This is a genomic window from Pelagibius sp. Alg239-R121 (genome assembly GCF_947331435.1).
Taxonomy (GTDB): Bacteria; Pseudomonadota; Alphaproteobacteria; order Kiloniellales; family Kiloniellaceae; genus Denitrobaculum.
Window position 1 is genome coordinate 245,355 of sequence record NZ_CAMZOF010000013.1, and the last position, 14,459, is coordinate 259,813.

14 protein-coding genes are annotated in these 14,459 nt (G+C 58.3%); all 14 read left to right on the forward strand.

The window, feature by feature from the left end; all coding sequences use genetic code 11:
• Window positions 1-24: 24 nt before the first annotated feature.
• Entirely contained in the window at window positions 25-930 is a 906-nt protein-coding gene (locus tag QMZ18_RS33335; RefSeq protein WP_282610764.1) for a LysR substrate-binding domain-containing protein, read from the forward strand.
• 123 nt (window positions 931-1,053) lie between these two features.
• Window positions 1,054-2,043: a TRAP transporter substrate-binding protein gene (locus QMZ18_RS33340; RefSeq protein WP_282610765.1), complete on the forward strand. Its 990-nt coding sequence runs from the start codon at window positions 1,054-1,056 to the stop codon at window positions 2,041-2,043.
• Window positions 2,044-2,098: 55 nt separating this feature from the next.
• The gene (locus QMZ18_RS33345; protein WP_282610766.1) at window positions 2,099-2,563 is read left to right on the forward strand and encodes a TRAP transporter small permease; all 465 of its coding nucleotides are present in this window, start codon (window positions 2,099-2,101) and stop codon (window positions 2,561-2,563) included.
• On the forward strand, window positions 2,560-3,849 hold the full coding sequence (locus QMZ18_RS33350; RefSeq protein WP_282610767.1) for a TRAP transporter large permease: 1,290 nt from the start codon (window positions 2,560-2,562) through the stop codon (window positions 3,847-3,849). Before QMZ18_RS33345 ends, QMZ18_RS33350 begins: the two co-directional genes overlap by 4 nt.
• A gap of 15 nt (window positions 3,850-3,864) precedes the next feature.
• Window positions 3,865-4,806, forward strand: a complete 942-nt coding sequence (locus QMZ18_RS33355) for a 4-hydroxy-tetrahydrodipicolinate synthase (protein ID WP_282610768.1) — start codon at window positions 3,865-3,867, stop codon at window positions 4,804-4,806.
• Between the two features lie 4 nt (window positions 4,807-4,810).
• Window positions 4,811-5,575 carry an SDR family NAD(P)-dependent oxidoreductase gene (locus QMZ18_RS33360; protein ID WP_282610769.1) on the forward strand — a complete coding sequence of 255 codons (765 nt, stop codon included), beginning with the start codon at window positions 4,811-4,813 and terminating at the stop codon, window positions 5,573-5,575.
• A gap of 10 nt (window positions 5,576-5,585) precedes the next feature.
• Entirely contained in the window at window positions 5,586-5,792 is a 207-nt protein-coding gene (locus tag QMZ18_RS33365; RefSeq protein WP_282610770.1) for a 4-oxalocrotonate tautomerase family protein, read from the forward strand.
• A 237-nt stretch (window positions 5,793-6,029) separates the two neighbouring features.
• The gene (locus QMZ18_RS33370) at window positions 6,030-6,647 is read left to right on the forward strand and encodes a 2-hydroxychromene-2-carboxylate isomerase (RefSeq protein ID WP_282610771.1); all 618 of its coding nucleotides are present in this window, start codon (window positions 6,030-6,032) and stop codon (window positions 6,645-6,647) included.
• Window positions 6,648-7,148: 501 nt separating this feature from the next.
• Entirely contained in the window at window positions 7,149-8,756 is a 1,608-nt protein-coding gene (locus QMZ18_RS33375) for a carboxyl transferase domain-containing protein (RefSeq protein WP_282610772.1), read from the forward strand.
• Window positions 8,757-8,764: 8 nt separating this feature from the next.
• Window positions 8,765-9,556, forward strand: a complete 792-nt coding sequence (locus QMZ18_RS33380) for an enoyl-CoA hydratase/isomerase family protein (protein WP_282610773.1) — start codon at window positions 8,765-8,767, stop codon at window positions 9,554-9,556.
• Window positions 9,557-9,561: 5 nt separating this feature from the next.
• Window positions 9,562-10,485: a potassium channel family protein gene (locus QMZ18_RS33385; RefSeq protein ID WP_282610774.1), complete on the forward strand. Its 924-nt coding sequence runs from the start codon at window positions 9,562-9,564 to the stop codon at window positions 10,483-10,485.
• 45 nt (window positions 10,486-10,530) lie between these two features.
• Window positions 10,531-12,549, forward strand: coding sequence for an acetyl/propionyl/methylcrotonyl-CoA carboxylase subunit alpha (locus tag QMZ18_RS33390; RefSeq protein ID WP_282610775.1), 2,019 nt, complete (start codon window positions 10,531-10,533; stop codon window positions 12,547-12,549).
• Between the two features lie 180 nt (window positions 12,550-12,729).
• Window positions 12,730-13,671, forward strand: a complete 942-nt coding sequence (locus tag QMZ18_RS33395) for a hydroxymethylglutaryl-CoA lyase (RefSeq protein ID WP_282610776.1) — start codon at window positions 12,730-12,732, stop codon at window positions 13,669-13,671.
• A 25-nt stretch (window positions 13,672-13,696) separates the two neighbouring features.
• Window positions 13,697-14,119 (forward strand): DUF1489 family protein, encoded by a 423-nt coding sequence (locus QMZ18_RS33400; protein WP_282610777.1) that lies wholly within the window; start codon window positions 13,697-13,699, stop codon window positions 14,117-14,119.
• Window positions 14,120-14,459: the final 340 nt, after the last annotated feature.

A 14,459-nucleotide genomic window follows, 5' to 3' on the forward strand; every position in this document is an offset into this window, starting at 1 on the left:
GTTCGGGATTGTAAGGGGGGCTGGATGAATCAGAGGCAGATTGAAGTCTTCCGCGCGGTCATGATCTACGGAAGCATTACGCGTGCTGCCGAAATGCTGCGGGTGTCCCAGCCTGCCGTCAGCCGGTTGATCGCGGACCTGGAATCGGATCTCGGGTTTCAGTTGTTCGTGCGCAGTGGAGGAAGGGCACAACCGACGCCCGAGGCGGCTAGCTTAAAAGAAGAGGCGGACCGCTTTTTCATCGGCCTTGACCGTGTTGAGGCGGCGGCCCGGGAAATCCGGGATCTCCGGCGCGGGCATATCCGCCTTGCGACCATGCCTGCGGTCTCCTTTGCAATCGCGCCGCGGATCGTCAGCGCCTTTACCAAGACCAATGAGTCGGTGAAGGTGACGATGGATGTCCATACCTCGCCCCGGATCATCGACCTGCTGGCCGCAGGACAATTCGACCTCGGACTTGCGCAGCTGCCCGAGACACGTCCTGATATCGAGATACTCGCCACATACCGCCTAGCCTGTGTTTGTGCGGTGCCGACGGCGCATCCGCTTGCTGGCAAAACAGAGATCTCGATAGAGGATCTGGCCGGTGAACCTTTGGTGGCCCTCTCTCACCATACTCTGGCGTCACGGCATTTGGCGCAGAGCTTCCTCGCTGCCGATATCAGGCGCGACATCAAGGTCGAATCGCAGCCGTCTTACGCTGCCTGCGCCTTGGTGGCTGAGGGTGTGGGGCTCGCCATCGTCGATCCGCTGACGGCTGATTTTTTCGGCCGGGAAAGATTGGCTGTTGCCGCTTTCGTTCCTGAAACACCGTTCGACATCCGTCTGATGCGGCCAGCCGGCGTGCCGGTGTCTCGCTTGACCGAAGTTTTTGCCGAACAGGCCATGAACCGGTTCGCCGAGCATCCGCTCGTAACGCAGATCACATAATATTTGGTTATGACCTTCGCCATATTTGGCATTTGATTTTATATCTGCCGCCGCGATGATGGATGAAGGTACATCTCGAAGATTGCCCGCGAGAAGGTGATCTTCATAAAACGGGAGAGTGTTATGGCGTTCTCAAAATGGTTTTTTGCAGCCTGCGCGGCAGTGGTGGCCTCTGCTTCGGCAGCTCAGGCGGCCGACTACAAGATGCGGCTGCATACCCTGGTCAAATCCCCGCATCCCTACAACGACATGGCCGGCTTTATGCAGTCCGAACTGTCAAAGCGCAGTGGTGGCGCAATCGAAGTCCGGATTTTCGATGCCGGTCAGCTTGGCAAGGATCCGGCGGTGATCGGCGAGATGGGGCTGGGCACCATCGATCTGATGATCAGCTCGACCAATAATGCCGCCAAACAAGTCCCTGAGTATCAGATTTTTTCGATGCCGTATCTCTTTGGCGATTTCGATGACCTGATGTCCAAGGTCGGGCCTGGGAGCGCCGCGGAAAGCTATTTCAAGCAGGTCTATGAGGACCGTCAGCTCAACATGAAGCTGTTGGCACTGGGCGGTTCGGGCACGCGTAATATGTCGAACTCCAAGGGACCGGTGAATGCTTTGGCCGATATCAAAGGCTATAAGATGCGCACGCCGCCTTCGCCGATGATTTCCAAAACCTGGGAAGCTCTGGGAACGTTACCGGTGACCATTGCCTGGGGTGAACTCTATGCTGGCGTTCAAACCGGTGTTGCGGAAGCCCTGGAGAGCTCAATCCCCGGATATGCCGGCTCAAAGCTCTATGAGGTCGCGCCCTACCTCGCGCTCACCGCGCACACCATCCAGGTCAATCACGTTTCCATGAGTGCGCGCGCCTGGGAAAAGCTGCCGGCCGATCTCCAGAAAGTCGTGACCGAGGTCGCGGCAGAGGCTTCGGTGCTTGGCATCGAAAAGGCGAAGCAATATGAGGCCGATCTGGTCAAGAAACTTCAGGCCGACAATGGTGTGACAGTGACGACTCCGGATGTCGGCGAATTCCAGGCGGCGTTGGCTCCCATGCAGGCGACGCTGGCCGAGGAACTCGATCTCGTCGCCCCGATGAAAGCCGTCATGGGACAGTAATGGATTATAGAGGGCCGGCTTCCCGGGTCGGCCCGATGGGAGCTGGCAGATCCTGATGCTTGTCCGTATCAATGATCGGATAGAGGCGGTGCTTGCTGCGGGCCTTGCGCTTGCCTTTGCCGCTATGATCGCGACCGTGTTCGCGCAGGTTGCTGCGCGCAACGTCCTTGAGATTCCACTGATTTGGACGCTGGACGTGGCGCAGCTGTTGTTCTCCTGGTGTATCTTTATCGGCGCCGCGGTAGCATTCCGCCGGGGCGGGCATTATGTGGTTGATCTGCTGCCTGCCGGAGCGTTGCGTGGCCGGCGAGTGCAGGCGGTTCTTTCCCTAATCGCCTCGGTGGTCGTGATCGCAATCTTGGTGCGTTACGGGGCTACGTTGGCCGAAATCGCGACGCGGCGTGTTTCGCCTTCGATAGGCATCTCCGAATTTTGGTTCTTCCTGCCGATTCCGCTAGGGGGCGCGTTTATGGCGCTGTTCCTGATTGAGAAGCTGATGACAGGGGAGAGCCCGGAGTGAACCCCCTCGTACTTCTGATCGCCGGATTTTTTGTCCTGATCGCCTTCCGGGTCAACATCGGTTTTTCGCTGATCCTTTCCTCCGTTTTCGTCATGTTGTGGGAAGACCTGCCGCTCGCCTCGGTCGCCAACCAGATGTATTCCAACATCGACAGCTTTCCATTGCTGGCGGTTCCCTTTTTCATGTTTCTCGGTCGCATTCTGAATGCAGGGTCGATCACGGACCGCTTGCTTTCCGTTGCCGACGCGACCGTAGGGCATGTGCGGGGCGGCCTTGGCCATGTGAACGTCTTTGTCTCCATGGTCTTTGCCAGCCTGTCCGGCTCTGCCGCTGCCGACACTGCGAGCGTCGGTTCTATCCTGATCCCTGCCATGAAAAAGGCCGGTTATGACCCGGCCTTCTCGGTTGCTTTAACGGCGGCATCCTCGACCCTTGGCGTGATCATTCCGCCTTCGATTATCCTTATCGTTTATGGCGCTTTTGGGAATGTTTCCATCGGGGCTCTGTTTCTAGGCGGTGTGGTGCCTGGTATGGCGATTGGTCTTTTCATGATGGCCTATACTTACGTAATGGCGGTCAGACGAGGATATCCCTCCAGCCCTTTTCCGGGTCTGCGTCCTTTGGGCCACGCCGTATGGCGCGGCGCAGCTCCTCTGCTGATTCCCGTCGTTGTTTTGGGCGGCGTGATCGCAGGTATCTTTACCCCGACCGAAGCGGCCATCAGTGCGGTCGTCTGGGCACTGATCCTTTCACTGGTGATTTACCGGGACATACCCTTCAGGGACATGCCGCGGCATCTGGCGAATGCAGCGGTCGAATTTTCCGTGCCGCTCTTTACGGTGGCAGGGGCGGGGATCTTCGGTTGGCTGACCGCCTATCTGGGCGCTGCGGACATCGTCGTCGAATTCATCACGCGTCAGACCGACAACCCCTACGGCATCATGCTTCTGCTAATCGGGTTTCTGCTACTGGTCGGGACCGTTCTCAATCCGATCTCGGCGGTGCTCATATTCCTGCCGATCATCCAGGCCCTCGGCGATACGGCCGGGATGCATCCCGTCCACATGGGTGTACTTGCAACGATCGTGTTATCGGTCGGACTGATCACGCCACCCTACGGTATCTGCCTGCTGATTGCGGCCCAAATCGGCGATGTGTCACTGGGCCGGGCCATGATCGCGGTTTTGCCGATTGTCGGCCTCACTGTACTCGTCGCCGTTCTCTCACTCTGGCTGCCCGATCTGGTGCTGGCCTTTCCTAAGTTCGTCTCACCCAAGCTATTTTGATCTCTGGAGGAAAAGATGGCGCATATCAGACCTAAAGGTTCATTCGTCGCACTCGTGACACCGATGAACGAAGACGGATCCATCGATCTGGAGGGGTTTCGCAGCCTGCTGCAGTTTCATGAGGAAAACGGTACTGAAGCCGTGCTGATCATGGGCTCGACGGGAGAGGTATCGATGCTTTCGCCCGACGAGCGGCGCATGATCATTACCGAGACCGCAAAAATGAAGAGTGGGCGCATGCTGTTCTATTACGGCTGTACAGGTCAAAGCACGGATACAACCATCGACTATGTACGCTATGCCAAGGCAGAAGGTGCCGATGGTGCGATTATCGCGGCGCCCGCCTATATCTGCGCCTCCAATGCGGATATCACCGACTATGCGCTGGAAGTCTGCGATAGTGTCGATCTACCGATCGGCTTCTACAACAATCCGCCGAGAGTGAAAACCGACCTGCACTGGGATGACCTGTTGCGGCTGGCGAAGCATCCCAACATGGTGGTGTTGAAGGAATCCACGACCCGGGTCGGCCAGGTGGCGCAGGTCTGTGCAGCCAAGCCCGATATGGCGATCATGTGCTGCTGCTCGCCCAATCTGGGTTTGGTTGTACCCATGATGGCCCTGGGTGGCGACGGCACCGCGAACATGACCGGGAACATCATTCCGCGGGAGATGGCGGTGATTTCCAAGAAGTGGGAGAGTGGTGAAGATGCTTTTGCCTGCCGGGAGGTCTGGCTTGCGAACCTGGATATGCTTCACTACGCCTATTCAGCCATCAATCCGGTGGCGATCAAGTCCTTGATGCGGGCCGTGGGCATGCCGTCCGGCCCGATGAGAAGGCCACTCAAAGCGCTTGAAGGGGCTGCCTTGCAGAAGGGTTTGGAGATTGCCGCCAACCTTGGGCTCGATAAGACCTACGGCTATAAGATCGGAACCCGTGCTGTTGCGGCAGAGTAGCGATATGGCAAAGCGGGTGATTATCGTTACCGGTGCGTCCAGCGGAATTGGAGCGGCGACCTGTCGGCGTCTCGCAAAACCGGGTGTATCGATTGTTGCGCATGCCCGGGGCGGGACGGATGGGGCAAAACGCCCGGCCTTGAACAGCCTTGTCGGCGAATTGCGGGATAAAGGTGCTGAGGCGACTGCGGTGTTTTCGGACCTGAGCGATGGCATGGCAGCCGACTTGGTGAGCGAGGCCTCGAAGTGTTTCGGCCAGGTAGACCAGATCGTCTCCAACGCAGGTTTTGCCCTGCCAACATTAGTGGGCGACCTGACACGGGCTGAGTTTAATCGTTCTGTAGAGGTCATGACCGGGGCGTTTTTCGATTTGATTACGACGGCTCGACCTCAACTCGAAGCTTCGCCCTGTGGGCGTATCGTTGCCGTCAGCTCATTCGTGGCACACAGGAGTCCGGCAGGGAAACTCTTCCCGGCAACTGCGGCTGCGAAGGCTGCGATTGAAGGGCTGGCGCGTTCCTTTGCGGCACAAACCGCCTGCTGCGGCGTAACGGTCAACTGCGTAGCACCGGGTTTTACCCGAAAAGAATCCAGCGGGCATTCCGCCCTGTCTGAAGGCGCGTGGCGAGCAGCGGCAGAAGCAACACCCTCTGGCCGGATTGCCGAACCGAACGATATCGCCGCTGCAATCGAATTTTTCCTGAGCGACTCTGCAGCACACATCACGGGCCAAACCCTCCATGTGGATGGCGGTCTCAGCTTGGTATGAGGAGGATCCTATGCCCATCGTACGCGTGACCATGGCGGCCGGCCGCACAACGGAACAGAAGCAGGAAGCGGCGCGCGAAATCACAGAAACGATCGCGCGTTGCTGCAACGCGCATGCCGAACATGTTTATGTCTACTTCGAAGATGTTTCGCCGGACGAATGGACGGTTGGGGGTGAAACCATTACGGAACGCAAGCGGAAGCGTGGAGAAACTTAGCGTAACCTGTGTCCAGTTGGTGTATCGAATGTGATCAAGCTTCAGGATGTAAAACAACGTGTCTGCAGGAAGTCGGTTTTGCTTTTCGGTTCGTTTGACCCAAAGACTTCACGAGAACGAACCTGAAGCAGGAGCCGAAGTTGCCCGGCGCGATATATTGAAGTATCCCTAAAAGGACGAGATCTGTTTTCCGAGCGGTGGCCGCCAGTAACCGTATCAGAGGACCATTGATCCGATATGACAAACGCCACCCCGAACGACCCCATCGAGTTCCATTTCGATTTCTCCAGCCCTTTTGGTTATTTCGCCGCCCAGCAGATTGATGAACTGGCGGCGCGCCATGATCGTTCCGTCCTTTGGCGGCCGCTGTTGCTCGGCGCCGTTTTCAAGGAAACCGGCGTTCGGCCCATGACATCGATCCCCATGAAGGCGGGCTACGCGGCACACGATCTAAAAAGGACCGCCCGGCGTTATGGCTTTGCCTGGACGATGCCCGAAAGCTTCCCGTTCTCATCCATCGCTGCCTGTCGTGCGTTCTACTGGCTGGATGGGCGCGACCCTGATGCCGCGAAGGATCTGGCAAAAGCTCTGTATCGTGAAGCCTTCGCCGAAGGCCGCGAGATCGCGACGTCACAGGCGGTTGTCACCGTTGCCGCGCGTTTGGGGCACGATGCAGAAACAGTCGACGCAGCGCTGAAGAATCCGGATGTAAAAGAGCGTCTGCGCGTTGCCGTGCAGGAAGCTATCGATCGAAAGATCTTCGGCTCACCCTTTTTCCTGGTTGGTGAGGAGCCCTTTTGGGGGCACGACCGGATGGATATGCTGGAGGATTGGTTGGAGTCGGGTGGTTGGTAGCAGGCTGGGGACCGAGATACAGTCCGGCCAGCGCAATTGCGAGAAGCCGGGAGCAGGTCATGATTTACCGGAACCGCTCAGCAGTTGCGTCCAATCAGAATAATCCGCTCTACATCAAGTAAGTAGAACGGGTTCATCAGGTTAAAGGATTGCCCAAGACGAGTCCCTCCGGACTGGATCTGCTCTTGTCGGCCGTCTTCGGCTATCCAGAACCTGGTCAGCCGGCCGCAGTTTGGAAGCACGCGGCGCCGATTGCTTTACGTTTACGTAAACGTAAAATATAACTCGCAAGCTTCTCAACTGTTGGGTATATAGTCTCCCTGGAGTGCTCGGCAGATCCATGTGTCAAGCCGGTGCAAGGTGACGCGGTCAGACGCCCCAAAAAAAACCGTCCTGCAGAGTGGGATACCCTCTTGTCACCGCAGGTCGGGTTGGGGATCTTGCATTGATCCGCGCGGTGCGGGAAATGTGAGAACGCGTGCGGGAGGAGAGCAAGAGGCCATGACCGTTTTAAAGAGTGCCGTCTCGACACGAGCGCCTGAATTTCAGGAAAATCAGGCTGCGATGCGTGCGCTTGTCGAGACGCTACGCGGTCAGGTGGATGGGGCTCGGCTGGGAGGTGGCGAGCGGGCACGAAAACGGCATCTCGATCGCGGTAAACTTCTGCCACGGGAACGGGTGCGGACGTTGCTCGATCCTGGCGCACCGTTTCTGGAGCTTTCGCAGCTGGCAGCCTTTGATATGTATGGTGGCGATATCGCTTCGGCTGGTGTGATCACCGGTATTGGCCGGGTATCCGGGCAGGAATGCATGATCGTCGCGAACGATGCGACCGTTAAAGGCGGTACCTATTATCCCATGACCGTGAAGAAGCATCTCCGTGCGCAGGAGATTGCCGAGCAGAACCATCTGCCTTGCATATATCTGGTCGATTCCGGCGGCGCCAATCTGCCGAACCAGGATGAAGTCTTTCCGGATCGCGAGCATTTCGGCCGAATTTTCTATAATCAGGCCAACATGTCGGCAAAGGGGATCGCACAGATCGCAGTGGTGATGGGGTCCTGTACCGCCGGCGGCGCTTATATGCCGGCTATGGCGGACGAAAGCATTATTGTGCGCAACCAGGGCACCATTTTCCTGGCGGGCCCACCCCTGGTAAAAGCCGCGGTCGGTGAAGTGGTTTCGGCCGAAGACCTGGGCGGTGCCGATGTTCATTCCCGCACGTCGGGTGTGACCGATCATATGGCTCAAAACGACGCCCAGGCCCTGGGTTTGGCGCGCCGGATTGTTGCGAATCTCAATCGGGTGAAGCGGCACAATCTTGCGATCGAAGACCCGCAGGACCCTCTTTACGACCCGTCGGAGATCTATGGCATCGTGCCGCAGGACCTCCGCAAGCCTTACGACGTGCGCGAAGTGATTGCGCGCCTTGTCGACGCCAGTGCCTTTGACGAATTCAAGTCACTTTACGGCACCACTCTGGTGTGCGGCTTCGCCCGGATCCTGGGTTATCCCGTGGGAATCATCGCGAACAACGGCATCCTCTTTTCAGAATCCGCCCTCAAAGGCGCGCACTTCGTCGAGCTTTGCTGTCAGCGCGGCATACCGCTGGTTTTTCTGCAGAACATCAACGGCTTCATGGTTGGTCAAAAATACGAGGCCGGAGGAATTGCCAAGGATGGCGCCAAGATGGTGACGGCGGTGGCCTGTGCAAAGGTGCCCAAATTCACCGCAGTCATAGGTGGCAGCTTCGGCGCCGGAAACTATGGCATGTGTGGCCGCGCCTACTCTCCGCGCTTTCTCTGGATGTGGCCCAACTCCCGCCTATCGGTGATGGGCGGCGAACAGGCGGCAGGTGTGCTCGCGACTGTGCGCCGGGACAATATCGAGGCGCGTGGCGAGTCTTGGAGCAACGAAGAAGAGGCTGCTTTCAAGCAACCGATCCTGGACCAGTTCGAAGTTCAGGCTCATCCTACTTATGCGAGCGCCCGCTTGTGGGATGATGGTATTATCGATCCGTTGGATACGCGCATGTCTTTGGGATTGGGGATCTCCGCTGCGCTCAACGCACCGATAGAACGGACCACTTTTGGCGTATTCAGGATGTAAGAGCCAAGATGTATAATCCATTTTTTCTCGAAGAAATCGCCCCCAGCGGGATCGCCCGGATCACCTTGACCCGGGTCGATGTTCATAACGCGTTCAATGACGCGCTGATCTCTGAACTGACGTCGGCCCTGCAAGGGCTTGATGAAGATCCGCGGGTCCGCATGGTGATCCTGGCAGCCAAGGGCCGCAGTTTTTCGGCCGGTGCCGATCTCAACTGGATGAAGGCGATGGCTGGCTACGCGGAGAAGGAGAACCTCGAGGATGCGCGTGGTCTTGCAGAATTGATGCGGACGCTGAACGAATTGAGTAAGCCGACCCTGGCGTTGGTTCAGGGTGCTGCTTTCGGCGGTGGCGTCGGTCTTGTCGCCTGTTGCGATATTGCTCTGGCCTCGGAAGAGGCAAGCTTCTGCCTCTCCGAAGTCCGTCTCGGACTGATTCCAGCAGTGATCTCTCCCTACGTGATTGCTGCGATAGGACAGCGTGCGGCCCGGCGTTACTTCCTAACCGCAGAGCGCTTTCCCGCCAGTGAAGCTTACCGAGTGGGGCTGGTTCATGAGGTGGTGCCCGCCGAAGACCTGGAGACACGCGGGCAGCGGCTCGCACAGGTGCTGCTGGCCGGTGGTCCATCCGCGCAAAAGGAATCGAAGGATCTGATCTTCGCGGTCAGCAACAGAGCGATCGACGATGACGTGGTAGAGGAGACTGCCGTGCGGATCGCGCGCCTGCGCAAATCGCCAGAAGGCCGCGAAGGTGTCAATGCCTTCCTCGAAAAGCGTAAGCCGGACTGGGCACAAGACTGATCGCCATGCATGCGGGCAATCGCAGACTGCTGGGGGGCATACTCGCGACCGGGGCCATGGTGCTTTTGATCACCTTTGCCGTGGCTGACCGGGCCGGTTTTTTTGAGTTGGTCGTTCTGGCGGGGATTTCCGCGAGCGTCGCCTTTTTCTTTACAGTGTTTCCCGGCAGCCGGTTCTTTGCCATCGCGTTTGCGAACTTTCTGTCGGTTTACACCTGTGTATTTGTTGTTTTTGTCGAAACCAACTTCAGCGGTGTGATCGCGCCTGCCGCCCAGATAGCCTACATCCTGCCGATGGTCGGGTTTATCGCCGGAACGTGGCTTCGGCGCGACGCGATCCGCGAGATCGTCGTCTCGCATCGGGTTCAGGAAGGCGGCAGATTCCGGCGTGGGCTGCCGTGGGTCCTGCCGTTGGTGCTGATTGGTGCGGTCAGCTTTATGATTCCTGGTCAGGCCCTGGGGGCGCAGATGGAGAGTTATCTGCTCGTCGGTGCGATGGCGCTTATCGCTCTCGTGGTCTTTACGGTGAGCAGCAACGTTTCGGCCTTTCTGCTCGATACGGGACTTGTGTTCGAAGCCTTCTTCAATCGCGTGCAGGGGCTTTACATTCCCGCTTTCGCTTTTCTGACCTTTTACTCCATCAACGTAATCGTGTTCGCCAGCCTCTATCGGATTCTGGACCGTTTTTCGGATGATTATCAGTTTGCAATCGACGGCGCCGCGCGGAACATCTCCTTTCAGGAAAGTCTGTATTTTTCAATCATCACGTTGAGCACGGTCGGCTACGGCGACATCGTGCCGGTCAGCAGTGGGCTGCGGGCACTTTCGGCGGTCCAGATCGTACTCGGCGTACTTTTTCTGCTTTTCGGATTTTCCGAGATCATGAGCTACTCGAAAGAACGCGGTTCCGGACACAAGGACGAAGTTTGACTCTGAATTGGTTTTAATGCCGGGACTAAGGATAGGACGAGGCCTTTGTTTGATAAAATTCTGATTGCGAACCGGGGCGAGATTGCCTGCCGCGTCATGGCAACGGCACGTCGCCTGGGAATCCGTACAGTCGCGGTCTATTCGGACGCGGATCGCGACGCGCTGCATGTTGCGCGGGCCGACGAGGCTTGCCGGATTGGCCCGCCGCCGGCGGTTGAAAGCTATCTGGATGGAAAGGCGATCATAGCCGCCGCACTGGCCACCGGCGCGCAGGCGGTCCATCCGGGCTATGGCTTTCTTTCGGAAAATGCGGATTTTGCGCAGGACTGCGCGACGGCAGGTTTGGTTTTTGTGGGGCCGCCGGCCGACGCAATTCGGGCCATGGGTTCAAAGAGCGAGGCGAAAGCATTAATGGAGCGCGCGTCGGTCCCTTTGGTGCCGGGGTACCATGGCGCCGATCAGGATCCGGAGCTGCTGGCATCGGAAGCCGCTAAGATCGGCTTTCCGGTCTTGATCAAGGCCTCTGCAGGGGGCGGTGGCAAGGGTATGCGGGTCGTTGGTTCGGCTGGCGACTTTCCGGCGGCGCTGGAATCGGCCCGGCGCGAGGCGGCTTCTTCCTTCGGCGACGAACGGGTTCTGGTCGAAAAATACCTCACCGCACCACGTCACATCGAGGTCCAGGTTTTCGCCGATGCGCAGGGCAATGCGGTCCACCTTTTTGAACGTGATTGTTCGGTTCAGCGGCGCCATCAGAAGGTTGTGGAAGAGGCTCCAGCGCCCGGCATGACCGAAGAGCGCCGCGCCGAAATGGGCGCGGCGGCTGTAGCTGCGGCGCAGGCCATCGGCTATCAGGGAGCAGGAACCGTGGAATTCATTGCCGAAGGCGATGACTTCTATTTCATGGAAATGAATACGCGCTTGCAGGTCGAGCATCCTGTGACCGAGATGATCACCGGGCAGGATCTGGTGGAGTGGCAGCTGCGGGTCGCCTCGGGCGAAGCTCTGCCTCAGTCCCAACCCGATCTCTCCATCTCCGGTCACGCCTTCGAAGTCAGGCTCTACGCGGAAGACCCACAGCGCGATTTCCTGCCGGCAACGGGTCGTCTGCATCATTTCGAAACGCCTGAAACCTCTGCGCATCTGCGTTTGGACAGCGGCGTCCGCCAGGGCGACTCGGTGACGGTCTATTACGATCCGATGATTGCCAAGCTGATCGTGTGGGATCATGACCGGGCTTCGGCGCTGACCCGCTTGCAGGGGGCGCTGGCGGCGACCCATGTGGTTGGCGTGACCACCAATACCGCGTTCCTCCATGCGGTGGCTTCGCATCCCGCCTTTGCGGCAGGCGGTGTCGATACTGGTTTCATCGAACGCTATGCCGAGGATCTTTTGCCGGCATCAGAGCCGCTGGACGATGCGGTATTGGCGCTGGCCGCCTTGGCTGAAATATCCGCGGTCGAAGGTGAGGCCTGCGGAAAAGCGGCGGCTTCTGGCGACGCGCGGTCGCCCTGGTTCCGGACCGATGGCTGGCGGCTGAACGGCGACACTCAGCGGCGCCTGCTGTTTGAGGCAGAGGGCCGTGAATTTGCCGTTGATCTGCGCTACGCCAACGGATCCGGCATCGAGGCGGCAATGCCTGGTGGTGGCGTACTCAAACTGCGTGGCGAGTGGCGGGAAGACGGCTCCCTGCGCGCCGATTTGGACGGCCGGATCTTCTCCGCGCGGGTGGTGCAACAGGGTAACGACTTCACGGTATTCCATGCGGGTGCCAGCCACTTGCTGCATCTGCGCGATCCACGTAATCCGGATCTGACCGGTGTGGATGAGGGCGGACAACTGACCGCGCCCATGTCGGGCAAGGTCGTGGAGGTGCGAGTCGAAGAAGGCGAGGGTGTCGAACAGGGTCAGGTTCTCGTGGTGCTGGAGGCCATGAAGATGGAGCACAGCATTACCGCGCCGCAGGATGCGACGGTATCATCGGTCTTTTTTTCGGCCGGTGATCTGGTCGAGGAGGGCGCCGAACTTCTGAGTCTCGAACTCAAGGATGACGTCACGCGTGATTAAAGGACGGTGCTCCGGCAAGCGGCTTGAAGACCGGCTTTTCGTTTGGCTCCGCAGGACGTGATGACAAGGTCGCTTGCATGCGGCCAGTGGCCGAGACATTAATCTTGAATACGGTCGTTTCCAACGGCAACGGTCAAGAGCGTGAATCATTCTCTACCTGTACTGAGCAGGGACTGTTTCATGCTTTATAGAAAAGAAGAGGCTGATTTGTCCTATCCGGCAAACGTCAAGATTGTTGAGGTCGGTCCACGCGATGGCCTGCAGAACGAAGCGCAGATTGTCTCCGCCGGCGTGAAGGTGGAGTTGATTGACCGCTTGGCGGACTGCGGGCTTTCCTTTATCGAGGCAGGGGCTTTCGTGTCGCCCCGCTGGGTTCCGCAGATGGCGGATTCGGCTGAGGTTTTGGCAGCGATAAGACGCAAACCCAATGTCAGCTATCCGGTGCTGGTCCCCAACATCAAGGGCCTGGAGCGCGCCATTGCGGCGGGCGTAGAAGAAATTGCCGTTTTCGGCGCTGCGTCCGAGAGTTTCACGCAAAAGAACATCAACTGTTCGATCGCCGAAAGCCTGGAGCGCTTTTTGCCTGTTATGGCGGAAGCCCGCGCGCAGGGCCTGCGGGTGCGCGGCTATGTCTCCTGCGTGCTCGGTTGTCCCTATGAGGGTGAGGTCGCCGTATCAGCGGTCAGTGATGTGGCTGAGGCGCTTTATCACGGCGGCTGTTATGAGATCTCTCTGGGCGACACTATCGGAGTCGGGACTCCTGCCAAGGCCAGGGCCATGGTCAATGCCGTGGCCGAGCGGGTACCGGTCGGTGACCTGGCGTTGCATTTTCACGACACCTACGGGCAGGCATTGGCCAATATCCATGCCTGTCTGGAGCTGGGGGTCGGGACAGTCGATTCTTCGCTTGCAGGCCTCGGTGGCTGCCCCTATGCCGACGGGGCCTCGGGCAACGTCGCCAGCGAGGACGTGCTCTATATGCTGGAAGGTCTGGGGGTTAAGACCGGTATTGATCTGGCCCTTCTGATAGAGACTTCCTGGTGGATCTCGGAACAGTTGGGGCGGCGGCCGGCTTCCAAAGTCGCGCTTGCGCGTGGCGGGAAGACTGAAAAAGCAAGTTGAACGGTTCGGAAATGAGAAGATTGGCGTGAGTAACCTGCATTTGATCAAGCTTTCTGTCGGCAGCGAGCATGTTGAAGGTCTGCGTGAGTGGCAGGCCTATCGTCTCCGCGAAACCGGTCAGATTTATCACCAGACCCGCATGATGCCTCGGCGTAAAGATGAACTGCTTGAGGGTGGTTCGATCTACTGGGTGATCAAGGGGCAGGTGCGGGCGCGTCAGCGGCTGTTGGACATCGAGACCGTCTACGACAACGAAGGCCAGCGTTATGCCCGTCTTATCCTCGATCAGGAGCTGCACCGGACCGTGAACCAGCCGCACAGGCCGTTCCAGGGCTGGCGGTATCTCAAGCCTGCGGACGCCCCGCAGGACTTGGCGAACGCCCCCGAAGGGATTGCGGAAATGCCAGAGGAAATGCGTGCTGAGCTGAAGGAATTAGGCTTGATATAAAAAGATAATTTTTTTTCATTTTCTTGCTGGACAGCCCGGAGCTGGGGGCCTATAACCCCGCTCGTCAGCAGCGCAGACACTCCGGTGGATCACGCGCTGGCCATCCAAAACGACAAGCTTCTCCAGGTGCACCTGGTAACGGTTGCACTGAGGGTTTCTTGTCGCTACTATCTTCGGCCTCACTTCACCGTATCGATTCGGTAGGTTGGGTTGTGGCTCCGGGAAACCGGAGTTGCGCGGATCTTGGGCTTGTTCTGATTTCCGCCTGTTCTTTGACATTGTTAATATGAATTTGGAAGGGATGCGCGGTCGGCGGTCTATGTGGGATGTGTTTGTTTCA

Excerpts from the sequence above, each read along its gene's own strand:
- QMZ18_RS33335 (WP_282610764.1), top strand. The coding sequence starts at position 25 with ATGAATCAGAGGCAGATTGAAGTCTTCCGCGCGGTCATGATCTACGGA.
- QMZ18_RS33340 (WP_282610765.1), top strand. The coding sequence starts at position 1,054 with ATGGCGTTCTCAAAATGGTTTTTTGCAGCCTGCGCGGCAGTGGTGGCC.
- QMZ18_RS33345 (WP_282610766.1), top strand. The coding sequence starts at position 2,099 with ATGCTTGTCCGTATCAATGATCGGATAGAGGCGGTGCTTGCTGCGGGC.
- QMZ18_RS33355 (WP_282610768.1), top strand. The coding sequence starts at position 3,865 with ATGGCGCATATCAGACCTAAAGGTTCATTCGTCGCACTCGTGACACCG.
- QMZ18_RS33360 (WP_282610769.1), top strand. The coding sequence starts at position 4,811 with ATGGCAAAGCGGGTGATTATCGTTACCGGTGCGTCCAGCGGAATTGGA.
- QMZ18_RS33365 (WP_282610770.1), top strand. The coding sequence starts at position 5,586 with ATGCCCATCGTACGCGTGACCATGGCGGCCGGCCGCACAACGGAACAG.
- QMZ18_RS33370 (WP_282610771.1), top strand. The coding sequence starts at position 6,030 with ATGACAAACGCCACCCCGAACGACCCCATCGAGTTCCATTTCGATTTC.
- QMZ18_RS33375 (WP_282610772.1), top strand. The coding sequence starts at position 7,149 with ATGACCGTTTTAAAGAGTGCCGTCTCGACACGAGCGCCTGAATTTCAG.
- QMZ18_RS33380 (WP_282610773.1), top strand. The coding sequence starts at position 8,765 with ATGTATAATCCATTTTTTCTCGAAGAAATCGCCCCCAGCGGGATCGCC.
- QMZ18_RS33385 (WP_282610774.1), top strand. The coding sequence starts at position 9,562 with ATGCATGCGGGCAATCGCAGACTGCTGGGGGGCATACTCGCGACCGGG.
- QMZ18_RS33395 (WP_282610776.1), top strand. The coding sequence starts at position 12,730 with ATGCTTTATAGAAAAGAAGAGGCTGATTTGTCCTATCCGGCAAACGTC.